Here is a 13,786-nt window from a genome sequence, read left to right as displayed (position 1 = left end):
ACAAAACCCTGCCATGGTCAGCGTACGATAAGTTGAGTCTATTCCGCTCAAGGCTGTCGCGGGGCCCCTTCCCGCAGCCGGACGGGGGCGTGGGCCACTCCTGCGGGTGAACGGGTCGGATAACCACTCTGCCGCCCCCGGCTACGGGGAAACACTGGCGTCCGACCACGAGGAGGGGCAGCATGACGGCTATGGCGGACGGGCCGAGGCTCACGCAGGACGACATCCTCCTCGCCGACTTCCTCGCCCTGAACACCCCCGAGGGGTACCGGGCCGAGCTCATCGAGGGGGAGATCCTCGTGACACCACCACCGGATGGCGATCACGAGGACTACCTGAGCACGCTCGTCAAACAGGTCTTCCACAGGTCGGCGACGGACATGAGTCACTCCGGCAACAAGGGGCTCGTCGTCCCCGGTGTCATGTCGCGCGCCGCGAACCATGTCATCCCCGACGCCACCTTCGCCCCACGGGAGCTGCGCCCCTTCCGGGGAGCCCCGCCCTGGATGGAGAGCGCAGGCGTCGCCATGGTGGTCGAGGTGACCGCCGGCCGGCTCACGGTCGACCGGGTCGTGAAGCGCAAGGGTTACGCCCGCGCCGGGATCCCGCTCTACCTGCTGATCGACCGGGACGAGTCCATGGTCACCCTGTTCAGCCAGCCCGAGGGGCGGGACTACACCGACGCGCATTCCACGGCGTTCGGCAAACCGCTCCCTCTCCCCGCGCCCTTCGACTTCGAGTTGGACACCGCGGACTTCCTCTGACCGACCGCGAGCCTCACCGACGCCGGTCCCCCGCCGGGGGCCGGCGTCTAGGCTTCCCCCATGGCCATGGACCCGCGGAACCCGGACCCCGACTACCTCGCCTTCTGGCGCGAGCGGCAGCTGTGCACGCTGACCACGCTGCGGCCCAACGGCACCCCGCACGTCGTGCCCGTGGGCGTCACCTACGACCCGGAGGCCGGGCTGGCGCGCGTGATCACCCGCAAGGACAGCCGGAAGGTGGCGAACATCCTCGCCACGAGCCCGGAGCCGGCCCCGGTCGCCGTCTGCCAGTGGGCCGACGTCCGCTGGGCCACCCTGGAGGGGCTCGCCGTCGTGCGCACCGAGCCCGAGCTGATCGCCGACGCCGTGCGTCGCTACGCGGAGCGGTACGAGCGCACTCCCGCCCCGAACCCGGACCGGGTCCTGATCGAGATCACCCTCACCCGTGCCCTGGGCCGGGTCACGGCTCCTCGTCGATGACCTCGAGGTTCATGAAGCGCGGCTCGCTCTCGCACAGTCTGCGGAACTCCTCCGCGATCTTCTGCGTCTCCGGCAGCTCGTTGTTCTTCATCGCCTGCTCGTACGAGGGGAACTCGACGATGTCCACGTAGTGGGTCGGTCGCTCGCGGTCCCGGGTGTGGAACTCCCGGGTCACCGTGCGCCGGCCCTCGGTGGCCATCATCCACTCGTCGAACAGCCGCGACATCTCCTCTTCCTGTGTGGTCTCGTACTCGATGACCTGCACGAACTTCATGACCCGACCTCCAGCGGTCAGTCGCTCTTCGCGTACTCCCTGGCCATGGCGCCGGCGAAGTCGTACAGGACCACCGGCTCGTCCCCCACCACCCAGGCGTCGTGCCCCGACGGGAGCACGAACACGTCGCCCGGCCCCACCTCGGCCTCCGCGCCGTCGTTCATCCGGAGGCGCATGCGGCCCTGGACCACGAAGCAGTTGTGGTGCACCTCGCAGCTGTCCGTGCCCGCGATCGGCGCCACCGACTCGGACCAGCGCCAGCCGGGCTCGAAGGTGCCCACGGCGAAGTCCAACCCGCTCAGGTGCAGGGCTTCGAGGTGACCCTGGGGGAAATCGCGCCGCTCGTCCGGCTTCTCGATCGTCTTGACCTCGATCATGGTTGTCTCCTCCCGTGCCTCATCTCCATGGTGCGCCCGGGGCACCCCGCGCCACATTCCGGCGCCCCACCCCGCCCCGTCTCCGCGCCCGTGCCCCGCGTCGTCGTACCGGCGCCGGCACCGCGCGGCGGCCGCCGCGCTACATTCCGCCCAGGAGTCCACGGCCGAGGAGTGACGTATGAGGGCATCGGAGGCGGCCGCCGAGCCGCGCGGTCTGAAGCGGCGGCTGGGCCTCTTCGACGCCGTGGTGATCGGGCTGGGGTCGATGATCGGCGCAGGCGTCTTCGTCGCCCTGGCCCCGGCCGCCGGCGCGGCCGGTTCGGGTCTGCTGCCGGGCCTCGCCGTGGCGGCCGTGGTGGCCTACTGCAACGCGACGTCCTCCGCGCGGCTGGCCGCGCGGTACCCGCGCTCCGGCGGCACCTATGTCTACGGCCGCGAGCGACTCGGCGACTTCTGGGGCTACTTGGCCGGCTGGGCGTTCGTGGTCGGCAAGACCGCCTCCTGCGCGGCGATGGCGCTCACCGTCGGCTCCTACGTCTGGCCCGACCACGCGCACGCCGTGGCGGTCGCGGCGGTGGTGGCGCTGACGGCCGTGAACTACACCGGAGTTCAGAAGTCCGCCTGGCTCACCCGGGTGATCGTCGCCCTGGTGCTGGCCGTGCTCGCGGCGGTGGTGGTCTCCTGTCTGACCTCCGGTGCCGCGGACGCCGCCCGGCTGGACATCGGCACGGACGCCACCCCCGGCGGGGTGCTCCAGGCCGCCGGACTGCTGTTCTTCGCCTTCGCCGGATACGCGCGCATCGCCACGCTCGGCGAGGAGGTGCGCGACCCCGCCCGCACCATCCCCCGCGCGATCCCCCTCGCCCTCGCCATCACCCTGGTCTGCTACGCGGCCGTCGCCGTCGCCGTGCTCGCCGTCCTCGGCCCCGACCGACTCGCCCACGCCACCGCCCCGTTGGCCGACGCGGTCCGCGCCGCCGGCGCGCCCGGTCTGGTCCCCGTCGTCCGCGTGGGCGCCGCCGTCGCGGCCCTCGGCTCGCTGCTCGCCCTCATCCTGGGCGTCTCGCGCACCACGCTCGCCATGGCCCGCGACCGCCATCTGCCCCACGCGCTCGCCGCGGTCCACCCCCGGTTCCGCGTTCCGCACCGCGCCGAACTCGCCGTCGGCGCCGCCGTCGCCGTCCTCGCCGCCACCGTGGACCTGCGCGGCGCGATCGGCTTCTCCTCCTTCGGCGTACTGGCCTACTACGCGATCGCCAACGCCGCCGCCTGGACCCTGACCCGCGACGAGGGCCGCCCCGCCCGGCCCATCCCGATCCTCGGCCTGGCCGGCTGCCTCGCCCTCGCCTTCGCCCTGCCCGCCGCCTCGGTCCTGACCGGCGCCGCGGTACTCGCGGCCGGGGCGGCCGGATACGGGGTACGCGCGGCGGTCACCCGCGCGGCGGGCCGGTGATCTCCTCCGTGAGGGCATGTGGCACAAGCGACGCACCACGCCAGGCGGGCGAGAGACCGTACGGGGGTTGTCCCCACCCTCAACTCACCTGTTAGCGGCATGTTCCGGCTCGGCCTGTGCCCACGACGATGGAGGCCTGCTATCGGCGACTCGTCAGAAGGCACCATGATGCGACTCAGGTCCACCACCGCCAGAGCCCTGGCGGCCACGTTGTCGGCAGGGGTGCTGGCCCTGCCCGTCCTCCCGGGCAGTCCCGCGCAGGCGGCGAACCACGCGCTGGACGGCACCTGGCGCATGGACGGCTACGGGACGGTGATCTCCGTCGAGGGCGGCCGGCTGCAGGAGTACCAGACCACCGCCGTCAGCTGCGTCAAGGGCCTCACCGCCCGCCGCGCGGGCGGCGGTCCCGGCGGCGAGGTGCGGTACGCCACGAAGGGCGGGGACGTCGCCCGGCTGCGGCTCGTAGCCGGGCCGGACCGGGCACGGCTGCACTGGGACGGCTCCGTCGGCGACCGGGGCCTGCGGCGTCTGGCGAAGCTGCCCGCCCGCTGCGCGACGAACACCGCGCCCAAGGATCCGCCGGCCACCTTCGACGCCTTCTGGCAGACCTTCGAGGAGAACTACCCGTTCTTCGCCGCCAAGGGCGTCGACTGGCACGCCGTGCGGGACCGCTACCGCCCCCGGGTGCGCCCCGACACCACCGGGCCCGAACTCTTCGCGATCTTCAGCGACATGCTGCGGCCGCTGTACGACGCGCACGTCTCCCTGGCCGACCCCGTGAGTCGCCGCCGGTTCTCCCAGCTCCGACCCGGTACCGACCCCATCAGCGAGGAGGTGGACGCCGAGGCCAAGGCCCACACCCTGCGACACGAGCTGAGGGGGGCGCCCGTACGGGAGTTCGCCGCCGGCCGGATCACCTACGCGGACCTGCCCGGCGGGAAGGGGTATCTCCGCGTCTCCGGCTTCGGCGGTTACACCGGCGAGGGCGGCGACGACGGCTACGCCGCGAACCGGGCCGAACTCGACAAGGCTCTCGACGCGGTCTTCACCCCCGAGAGCACCGCCCGGCTGCGCGGCCTGGTCCTCGATCTCCGCATCAACGGCGGTGGCTCCGACGCCCTCGCCCTGGGCATCGCCGAACGCCTCACCGACCGGCCGCACTTCGCCTACGCCAAGCGGGCCCGGAACCACCCGGACGACCCCACCCGGCACACCCGCCCGCAGCGGGTGACCGTGCGACCGGCGCCCGGCGCCGCGTCCTACACCGGTCCGGTCGCGGTCCTCACCGGCGGCTCCACCTTCAGCGCGGGCGAGACCCTCACCCAGGCCCTGATGAACCGGCCCGGGCGGACGATCCGCGTCGGCGAGCCGACGCAGGGCGTCTTCTCCGACGTGCTCGTCCGCACGCTCCCCAACGGCTGGTCCCTCGGCCTGCCGAACGAGGAGTACCTGACCCGGGACGGCCGCACCTTCGACGGGCCGGGCATCCCGCCGTTCCCGGGCATGTGGGCGCCGTTCCCCGAGGCGTTCGACCGCGCGGTCCGCGAACTCGGCTGACCGCGACCCGCCTTTGCCACCCGAAAGGGAACACCTTTGCGCTGGAAGGCGATTCGGATACCGGGTCCGGAGGTCCGAACGGTGTGACTTCGGAGGGAACCCGCACGCTCCGCGGTCGCACGATCTCTAGAATCATCGTGTGGTTCACGACCCGAGCCCGGACGACATGGGCGCATGGTTTTCCCGCGAGATCGCCCCTCGGGTTCCGCATGACGCGCTGCACCTGATCGGAATGAATCCGGTCACCGGCACGGTGTCGTTCGGTTTCTGGCACCGATACGAACGGGAATTCGCCCGTGCGGAAATGCTCAACTGCTACCTGGGCGACGATCCGTTCCGTCCCACCGAGCTCGCCCGCCGACCGGTGCCGGTGGCGATGCTGCGGGCGGACGCGGGCGGGGACGGCGCCGACGGCGGGCTACGGGCGCGGGAGATCCTCAAGGAGCACGGGATGGGGTGCGAACTGCGGTTGGCGCTGCGGGACGCGCACGGGGTGTGGGGGACGCTGTGTCTGTTCCGGGAGGAGGGCTGCCCGGTCTTCCAGCCGGAGGAGGCGGACCGGCTACGGCAGCTGGCCCCCACCCTGACCGCCGCGCTGCGCGGCTACGTCCGGGCGGGTCCCTGGCTCCCGGCCGGGCCCCCGCCGCCGCCCGGGGTGATCCTGATCGGCGGGGACCACACCGTCCGGGCGGTGACCGCCGAGGCGCGGGCGTGGCTACGGGAGTTGCCCTCGGAGTGGCTGTCGTCCCCGGAGTGGGCCGCGGCGATGCTGGCGAGCGAGGTGTCGGCGGCGGAGCCGGAGGCCCCCGGGCCGCAGCCGATGATCTGCGTGCCGGCCGCGCTCGCGGGCCGCTGGGTCGCCCTCCAGGGCCAGCCGCTTTCCGGGGCGGGCGAGGTGGCGGTCGTCGTCCAGGCGGCGAGCGGCGACGTATTGTTGCCCATCTTCGCGGCGTGGTACGGACTGACGCCCCGGGAGCGCGATGTCGTCGCCCTACTCCGCACCGGCCGAGCGCCCAAGCAAATCGCACATCGGCTCGGGCTTTCTCCTTATACGGTTAACGACCATCTGAAATCCATATTCCGGAAGACCCGCACGAGCGGGCGGGACGAGCTCATCGCCGTACTCGGCGGCTGATAAACCCGACAGCCGCCCCCGAACATTGGGGATATGGTCGTTTGCCCGATCTTCCTACGCTCGGCCCATGGCGAACGTGATCGAAAACCGTCGACACTTCCACCCCGACGCGGCACAGATGAGCGTCGGCAAGGACGGTCATGTCTATCTCGTCTCCACGAGCGGCTGCCATGTGACCGCGAACGCGACGGGGGTGGTGGCCCGGTGCGACGGGTTCGACGCCCGGTGTGTGGAGGCGGGGGCGAGCCGCTTCTACCTGCTACGGCACTCCGGGATCATCGACGTGGTCTCGCCCGGCGGGGTGGTCGAGCGCAGTGTGACCCCGCCCGCCGACAGCGGGGTCGCCATCGACCTGCGGGTGCACGAGGACGCGGGCGGAGCGCCGGTCTTCACCGTGCTGGTCCTCGACGTCGCGGGCGGCAACCACGTCCGGCGCCTGGGGCGGCGGGACGACGGGTGGGGCGAGCTGTGGCGGCGGCCGACCGCCGTCAACCCGCGCTCGCTGGAGCTGCACCGGCGCGGCGGGTGGGACGTCGGCGACGACGGGACGCTGTTCCTGCTGGAGCCCGGAGAGCGGGCTGAGCTGCGACGCCTCGACAGGGCCGGACGGCCCTGTGCCGGACTCCCGCTGACCCCGCCGCTGGACGCCGGCGCCCGGGCCCTGCGGGTCCACCGGGACACGCTGTTCGTCCAGGTGACGGGCGGGCCGGAGCTGTTCCGCAGCTATCGGATCGCCGACGGCCGCGGCACCTTGGTGGAGGCGGTGACGGGCGAGCCCTAGGACACACGGGGCTCGGGCCCCGGGCCGGGGCCCGAGCGCCGACCCCGATGCGGGAGGGCTACTCGGGCCGCTTGCGGTTCGGCTTGGGCCGCCAGACCACCAGCGCGCTCGTCTGCTGCACCTCGTGGTACGGCACCAGGTCGCGCCGGTAGGACGCGTGGACCTGGGCCTCACGCTGCCGCATGGCGACGGCCGCGCCCTCGACCGCCTGCTGGAGCTCGGCCACCCGCGCCTGGAGCGCGCTGACCTGGTTCTCCAGCTCGATGATCCGCTTGATGCCGGCGAGGTTGATGCCCTCGTCCTGGGAGAGCGCCTGTACCTGGCGGAGCAGTTGGATGTCACGGGCCGAGTAGCGGCGCCCACGGCCGGCGGTGCGGTCGGGGGAGACCAGGCCGAGCCGGTCGTACTGGCGCAGGGTCTGCGGGTGCAGACCGGAGAGCTGGGCCGCCACCGAGATGACGTACACCGGTGATTCGTCGGTCAGCTCGTACGGATTGCGCCGTCGTGCGTCCCTGCCTGCCGGGTCCATCGGGTCCATGGGGTCATGCTCCCTTCGCCGCCTGGAACAGCTCCGCCCGCGGGTCCTGGTCCGCGGTCGCCTCGCGGTACGACTCCAGCGCCTCACGCGCCTTCTCGTCAAGATCCTTGGGCACCGACACCTCCACGGTGACCAGCAGATCGCCGCGGGTGCCGTCCTTGCGCACGGCGCCCTTGCCGCGGGCGCGCATGGTCCGGCCGTTGGGGGTGCCGGCCGGCAGCTTCAGGGTGACCGGGGGCCCGCCGAGGGTGGGCACCTTGATCTCACCGCCGAGCGCCGCCTCCGGGTAGCTGACCGGGACGGTGACGGTGAGGTTGTCGTCCTTGCGGCCGAAGACCGGGTGGGCGTCGACATGGACGACCACATAGAGGTCGCCGGCGGGGCCGCCGGTCTCGCCGGGGGCGCCCTTGCCGCGCAGCCGGATGCGCTGCCCGTCGGTGACCCCGGCCGGGATCCGGACCTGCATGGTGCGCGAGGAGCGGGCGCGCCCGCTGCCCTTGCACACGTCACAGGGGTTCTCGGCGATCAGGCCCCGGCCCCGGCAGTCCGCGCACGGGTCGGTGAGCGAGAAGCCGCCGCCGCTGCCGCGGGAGACCTGGCCGGTGCCGACGCAGGTCGGGCAGACCCGCGGGGTGCCGTTCTTGTCGCCGGTGCCGGAGCAGCCCTTGCACGGCGCCTGGCTGGACATCCGCAGCGGGACCGTGGCCCCCTCGACGGCCTCGGTGAAGCTCAGCGTCACCTCGGACTCGATGTCCTGGCCGCGGCGCGGCTGGGTACGGGTGGCGCCCCGGTTGAACAGGCCGCCGAACACATCGCCCAGCCCGCCGCCGAAACCGCCGCCCGCGCCCCCGCCGCCCGACGGGGAGCCGCCGAAGAGATCACTCAGATCGAAGTTGAAGCCACCGGGCCCGCCGGCGCCCGGTCCGGCGCGGAATCCGCCGTTCCCGAACAGTGCGCGGGCCTCGTCGTACTCCTTGCGCCGCTTGGCGTCGCCGAGCACGTCGTTGGCCTCGGAGATCTCCTTGAAGCGCTCCTCGGCCTTGGCGTCGCCCTTGTTGGCGTCCGGGTGGAACTCGCGGGCGAGCTTCCGGTACGCCTTCTTGATCTCCGCCTCGGTGGCGTCCTTGGGGACGCCGAGGACCTTGTAGAGATCCTTCTCCAGCACATCCCTGCTCAGACTCATCCTCGACGTCCCTCCTCTCCTGCGATCGTCATGACGTCAGTGTCGGTTGAAACCGCTATGACGTCAGCCCTCGTCCGGGCCACCGTTCTCCTCGTCGGCCGCCGCGTCCTCGCCCTTGGGCTGAGCACCCGGCTGCGGCTCGGCGACCGCGACCCGCGCCGGGCGGATCGTACGCTCGCCGATCCGGTACCCCGGCTGGAGGATCTGCACGCACGTCGTCTCGGTGACGTCCGGCGCGTAGCTGTGCATCAGCGCCTCGTGCACCAGCGGGTCGAAGGGCTCGCCCTCCTTGCCGAACTGCTGCAACCCCATCTTGGCGGCCACGGTCTCCAGCGACTCGGCGACGGACTTGAAGCCGCCGACCAGCTCGCCGTGGTCCCGGGCGCGGCCGATGTCGTCGAGCACCGGCAGCAGCTCGGAGAGCAGGTTCGCGACCGCGATCTCCTTGACCGTGGCGCGGTCCCGCTCGACCCGGCGGCGGTAGTTCTGGTACTCCGCCTGGAGTCGCTGCAGGTCCGTGGTGCGCTCGTTCAGCGCCGTCTGGACCTGGTCCAGCTGCGCCTTCAGACCGACCTCTACCAGTTCGTCCCCGGTCGGGGCCGCGGCCGGGCCCGCCTTGTCGGCGGACCCGGCGCCCTGCGCCGCGTCGTCAGGGGTCTTCGCGGACTCGGAGGGGACGTCGGGCTGCTCCTCGAAGCCCGGGGTCTCCTCCGTCACGCCGCACCGCCCCGGCCCTTGTCGGCCTCGTCCACGATCTCGGCGTCGACGACGTCGTCGTCGGCCTTGGGCGCGGCACCGTCCGGACCGGCGGCACCGGCGGCACCGGCGGCCTGGGCGTCGGCGTACATCGCCTGGCCGAGCTTCTGGGAGACGGCCGCGACCTTCTCGGTGGCGGTGCGGATCTCCGCGGTGTCCTCGCCCTTCAGCTTCTCCTTGAGCTCGGAGAGGGCGGCCTCGACCTCGGACTTCACGTCACCCGGGACCTTGTCCTCGTTGTCCTTGAGGAACTTCTCCGTCTGGTAGACGAGCTGCTCGCCCTGGTTGCGGGTCTCGGCGGCCTCGCGGCGGCGGTGGTCCTCCTCCGCGTACTGCTCGGCCTCCTGACGCATCCGGTCGACCTCGTCCTTCGGCAGCGAGGAGCCGCCGGTGACGGTCATCTTCTGCTCCTTGCCCGTGCCCAGGTCCTTGGCGGTCACGTGCATGATGCCGTTGGCGTCGATGTCGAAGGAGACCTCGATCTGCGGGACGCCACGGGGGGCCGGCGGCAGGCCGGTCAGCTCGAACATGCCGAGCTTCTTGTTGTACGCCGCGATCTCGCGCTCGCCCTGGTAGACCTGGATCTGCACGGACGGCTGGTTGTCCTCGGCCGTGGTGAAGATCTCGGAGCGCTTGGTCGGGATCGTGGTGTTGCGCTCGATCAGCTTGGTCATGATGCCGCCCTTGGTCTCGATGCCGAGGGACAGCGGGGTCACGTCGAGGAGCAGGACGTCCTTGACCTCACCCTTGAGGACACCGGCCTGGAGCGAGGCGCCGATGGCGACGACCTCGTCCGGGTTCACGCCCTTGTTGGCCTCCTTGCCGCCGGTCAGCTCCTTGACGAGCTCGGCGACGGCCGGCATGCGGGTGGAGCCGCCGACCAGGACGACGTGGTCGATCTCGCTGAGCGAGATGCCGGCGTCCTTGATGACGTTGTGGAACGGCGTCTTGCAGCGCTCCAGGAGGTCCGCGGTCAGCTGCTGGAACTGCGCCCGGGTGAGCTTCTCGTCCAGGTGCAGCGGGCCCTCGGCGGACGCGGTGATGTACGGCAGGTTGATCGTGGTCTCGGTGGACGAGGACAGCTCGATCTTCGCCTTCTCCGCGGCCTCACGGAGGCGCTGGAGGGCCATCTTGTCCTTGGAGAGGTCCACGCCGTGGCCGTTGTGGAACTGCTTCACGAGGTAGTCGACGACGCGCTGGTCCCAGTCGTCGCCACCGAGGTGGTTGTCGCCGTTGGTGGCCTTCACCTCGACGACGCCGTCGCCGATCTCCAGCAGCGAGACGTCGAAGGTGCCGCCACCGAGGTCGAAGACCAGGATGATCTGCTCGTCCTTGTCGAGGCCGTAGGCGAGCGCGGCCGCGGTGGGCTCGTTGACGATGCGCAGGACGTTGAGGCCCGCGATCTCACCGGCCTCCTTGGTGGCCTGACGCTCGGAGTCGTTGAAGTAGGCCGGGACGGTGATGACCGCGTCGGTGACCTTCTCGCCCAGGTAGGCCTCGGCGTCCCGCTTCAGCTTCTGCAGGATGAAGGCGCTGATCTGCTGCGGGTTGAAGTCCTTGCCGTCGAGGTTGATCTTCCAGTCGGTGCCCATGTGGCGCTTGACCGAGCGGATGGTCCGGTCCACGTTGGTCACGGCCTGGCGCTTGGCGACCTCGCCGACCAGCACCTCGCCGTTCTTCGCGAAGGCCACAACGGACGGCGTGGTCCTGGCGCCCTCGGCGTTGGTGATGACGGTGGGCTCACCGCCTTCGAGAACACTGACGACGGAGTTCGTCGTACCCAGGTCGATGCCGACCGCACGTGCCATTTCGGAGTCCTCCAGCTACATCATTGAGTGCAACAGACTCAAGAGTGCATGATCCACTTTTCGGTGTCAACAGACCTGAGTCGGCTCGACTCAACTTTCATATCGGCCTTACCAGCAGTGACGGCCGGGGACGTCGAGTGGCGCGAGGGGGCGACGACACACCCGCGAGGAGAGGGGACCCTGAGCGACACAGATCACCGGCCGGTCGACTGCAAGGGGCCGCGAATCATCGGTAATCTCGGCAGAGACCGGATAAGTTACTGCTTAGTAATCCCTGATCGTCAGCTCGCCGAGCCCGCCGGGCTCACCGAGGTCGCTGACGTAACCCACCGCTCTCGCAGGTTCGAGGAGCCCGCCCATGCAACTCGCCGCGATCATCGTGTCGCTGGTCCTAATCGCGGTCGGCGTCGCGCTGTTCGGCCGTGCCATCCTGCAGATCTACCGCTTCGTACGGCTCGGTCAGCCCGTGCCCGCCGGCACCCGCACCGACGACCCCACGCAGCGCACCATCACCGTGGCCAAGGAGTTCCTCGGTCACACCCGGATGAACCGCTGGGGCGTCGTCGGCGTCGCGCACTGGTTCGTGGCGGTGGGCTTCTTCTCGCTGCTGCTGACGATCGTCAACGCCTTCGGACAGCTGTTCCAGGCGGACTGGCTGCTGCCGATCATCGGCGACTGGACCCCGTACAACGTCTTCGTCGAGTTCCTCGGCACGATGACGGCGCTCGGCATCCTCGTCCTGATCGTCATCCGCCAGCTGAGCAAGCCGAACAAGCCCGGCCGCAAGTCCCGCTTCGCCGGCTCCAACTTCGGCCAGGCGTACTTCGTCGAGGCCGTCATCCTCATCGTCGGCGTCTGCATCTTCATGCTGCACGCCCTCGAGGGCGCCCAGCACCACGTGGACAGCTACGAGGCGTCGTTCTTCATCTCGTACCCGGTGGTGTCGTGGCTGGAGGGCATGGACGTCTCCACGCTCCAGAACCTCACCTACTTCTTCGCCGGCCTGAAGATCGCGACCTCCTTCATCTGGATGATCACGGTCTCCCTCAAGACCGACATGGGCGTGGCCTGGCACCGCTTCCTGGCCTTCCCCAACATCTGGTTCAAGCGCGAGTCCTCCGGCGACGTGGCCCTGGGCGCCCTGCAGCCGATGACCTCCGGCGGCAAACCGATCGACTTCGAGGACCCGGGCGAGGACGACGTCTTCGGCGTCTCCCAGGTCGAGCAGTTCTCCTGGAAGGGCATCCTCGACTTCTCCACCTGCACCGAGTGCGGGCGCTGCCAGTCGCAGTGCCCGGCCTGGAACACCGGCAAGCCGCTCTCCCCGAAGCTGCTGATCATGTCGCTGCGCGACCACGCGCACGCCAAGGCCCCGTACCTGCTGGCCGGCGGCGGCAAGACCATGGAGGGCGAGGAGAAGGCCACCGAGGAGCAGCTGAAGGACGTCCCCGCGGCCGCCCTCGCCGAGGCCGAGCGCCCGCTGATCGGCACCCTCGAAGAGAACGGCGTCATCGACCCGGACGTGCTGTGGTCCTGCACCACCTGCGGCGCCTGCGTCGAGCAGTGCCCGGTCGACATCGAGCACGTCGACCACATCGTCGACATGCGCCGCTACCAGGTGATGATCGAGAGCTCCTTCCCGAGCGAGGCCGGGACGATGCTCAAGAACCTGGAGAAGAAGGGCAACCCCTGGGGCCTGGCCAAGAAGCAGCGCCTCCAGTGGACCAAGGAGGTCGACTTCGAGGTCCCGGTGGTCGGCAAGGACATCGAGGACCTCACCGAGGTCGACTACCTCTACTGGGTCGGCTGCGCCGGCGCCCTGGAGGACCGCGCCAAGAAGACCACCAAGGCGTTCGCGGAGCTGCTGCACATCGCCGGCGTGAAGTTCGCGATCATGGGCGGCGACGAGGCGTGCACCGGCGACTCGGCCCGCCGCCTGGGCAACGAGTTCCTCTTCCAGCAGCTCGGTCAGCAGAACGTCGAGATGCTGAACATGGCGTTCGGCGAGGATGCCGAGGAGGGCGTCGTCGTCGAGAAGGCGAAGAAGAAGATCGTCGCCACCTGCCCGCACTGCTTCAACACCATCGCCAACGAGTACCCGCAGCTGGGCGGCCACTACGAGGTCATCCACCACACCCAGCTGCTCCAGCACCTCATCGACGAGGGCAAGCTGATCCCGGTGACCCCGGTCGAGGGCCTGATCACCTACCACGACCCCTGCTACCTGGGCCGCCACAACAAGGTCTACACCCCGCCGCGCGAGATCATCGCCAAGGTGCCGGGCCTGCGCAACGAGGAGATGCACCGCCACAAGGAGCGCGGCTTCTGCTGTGGCGCCGGCGGCGCGCGCATGTGGATGGAAGAGCGCATCGGCAAGCGCATCAATAACGAGCGGGTTGATGAAGCGCTCTCGCTGAACCCTGACATCATCTCCACCGCATGCCCGTTCTGCCTGGTCATGCTCACCGACTCGGTCAACGGCAAGAAGGCTGCAGCCGATAGCGGCTCCGCCACGGGCGGCCAGGCCAAGGAGTCGCTCCAGGTCGTCGACGTGGCCCAGCTGCTGCTGGACTCCGTCAAGACGCCGGCGGCGCCGGAGGGCGAGGGCGACGGTGAGCCGGCGGACGCGCCGGAGCCCGAGCCGGTGAAGTAGCGGCCCGGAGTCGTCCGCACCACGTTC

Annotated in this window: 13 protein-coding genes; 7 read left to right on the top strand and 6 right to left on the bottom strand. The window is 70.6% G+C overall.

Annotated elements, in window-relative coordinates; all coding sequences use genetic code 11:
• The first annotated feature begins 182 nt into the window (after window positions 1–182).
• Both CD790_RS12775 and CD790_RS12770 read left to right on the top strand, forming a co-directional pair.
• Window positions 183–764 carry a Uma2 family endonuclease gene (locus CD790_RS12775; RefSeq protein WP_144383280.1) on the top strand — a complete coding sequence of 194 codons (582 nt, stop codon included), beginning with the start codon at window positions 183–185 and terminating at the stop codon, window positions 762–764.
• A gap of 60 nt (window positions 765–824) precedes the next feature.
• On the top strand, window positions 825–1,244 hold the full coding sequence (locus CD790_RS12770; protein WP_144383279.1) for a pyridoxamine 5'-phosphate oxidase family protein: 420 nt from the start codon (window positions 825–827) through the stop codon (window positions 1,242–1,244).
• Here the strand turns inward: CD790_RS12770 and CD790_RS12765 are convergent.
• Window positions 1,225–1,518, bottom strand: a complete 294-nt coding sequence (locus tag CD790_RS12765; RefSeq protein ID WP_144383278.1) for a hypothetical protein — start codon at window positions 1,516–1,518, stop codon at window positions 1,225–1,227. The genes CD790_RS12770 and CD790_RS12765 overlap by 20 nt on opposite strands.
• A gap of 17 nt (window positions 1,519–1,535) precedes the next feature.
• Window positions 1,536–1,895 (bottom strand): cupin domain-containing protein, encoded by a 360-nt coding sequence (locus CD790_RS12760; RefSeq protein WP_144383277.1) that lies wholly within the window; start codon window positions 1,893–1,895, stop codon window positions 1,536–1,538.
• A 178-nt stretch (window positions 1,896–2,073) separates the two neighbouring features.
• Here CD790_RS12760 and CD790_RS12755 point away from each other — a divergent pair, with 178 nt between their 5' ends.
• The 4 genes from CD790_RS12755 to CD790_RS12740 all read left to right on the top strand — a co-directional run bounded on the left by CD790_RS12755 (window position 2,074) and on the right by CD790_RS12740 (window position 6,821).
• Window positions 2,074–3,348: an APC family permease gene (locus tag CD790_RS12755; protein ID WP_144383276.1), complete on the top strand. Its 1,275-nt coding sequence runs from the start codon at window positions 2,074–2,076 to the stop codon at window positions 3,346–3,348.
• 168 nt (window positions 3,349–3,516) lie between these two features.
• The gene (locus CD790_RS12750) at window positions 3,517–4,905 is read left to right on the top strand and encodes a S41 family peptidase (RefSeq protein ID WP_144383396.1); all 1,389 of its coding nucleotides are present in this window, start codon (window positions 3,517–3,519) and stop codon (window positions 4,903–4,905) included.
• A 139-nt stretch (window positions 4,906–5,044) separates the two neighbouring features.
• Window positions 5,045–6,040, top strand: coding sequence for a helix-turn-helix transcriptional regulator (locus CD790_RS12745; protein WP_144383275.1), 996 nt, complete (start codon window positions 5,045–5,047; stop codon window positions 6,038–6,040).
• A 67-nt stretch (window positions 6,041–6,107) separates the two neighbouring features.
• Window positions 6,108–6,821 carry a hypothetical protein gene (locus CD790_RS12740; protein ID WP_144383274.1) on the top strand — a complete coding sequence of 238 codons (714 nt, stop codon included), beginning with the start codon at window positions 6,108–6,110 and terminating at the stop codon, window positions 6,819–6,821.
• A 58-nt stretch (window positions 6,822–6,879) separates the two neighbouring features.
• On the opposite strand, the gene CD790_RS12735 is transcribed toward CD790_RS12740, so the two are convergent.
• From CD790_RS12735 to dnaK, 4 genes are all read right to left on the bottom strand, one after another.
• Window positions 6,880–7,350, bottom strand: coding sequence for a heat shock protein transcriptional repressor HspR (locus CD790_RS12735; RefSeq protein ID WP_144383395.1), 471 nt, complete (start codon window positions 7,348–7,350; stop codon window positions 6,880–6,882).
• A gap of 13 nt (window positions 7,351–7,363) precedes the next feature.
• A complete protein-coding gene (dnaJ, locus tag CD790_RS12730; protein ID WP_144383273.1) occupies window positions 7,364–8,542 on the bottom strand; it encodes a molecular chaperone DnaJ in 1,179 nt (392 codons plus the stop codon).
• Between the two features lie 63 nt (window positions 8,543–8,605).
• The gene (gene grpE / locus CD790_RS12725) at window positions 8,606–9,259 is read right to left on the bottom strand and encodes a nucleotide exchange factor GrpE (protein ID WP_144383272.1); all 654 of its coding nucleotides are present in this window, start codon (window positions 9,257–9,259) and stop codon (window positions 8,606–8,608) included.
• Window positions 9,256–11,106 carry a molecular chaperone DnaK gene (gene dnaK / locus CD790_RS12720; RefSeq protein ID WP_144383271.1) on the bottom strand — a complete coding sequence of 617 codons (1,851 nt, stop codon included), beginning with the start codon at window positions 11,104–11,106 and terminating at the stop codon, window positions 9,256–9,258. The genes grpE and dnaK overlap by 4 nt, the downstream gene beginning before the upstream one ends.
• A 358-nt stretch (window positions 11,107–11,464) precedes the next feature.
• On the opposite strand from dnaK, the gene CD790_RS12715 reads away from it, so the two are divergent.
• A complete protein-coding gene (locus CD790_RS12715) occupies window positions 11,465–13,759 on the top strand; it encodes a (Fe-S)-binding protein (RefSeq protein ID WP_144383270.1) in 2,295 nt (764 codons plus the stop codon).
• Window positions 13,760–13,786 lie beyond the last annotated feature (27 nt).

The organism is Streptomyces sp. SAJ15, assembly GCF_007595705.1.
GTDB lineage: Bacteria > Actinomycetota > Actinomycetes > Streptomycetales > Streptomycetaceae > Streptomyces.
This window is presented reverse-complemented; position numbering and strand designations above follow the sequence as displayed.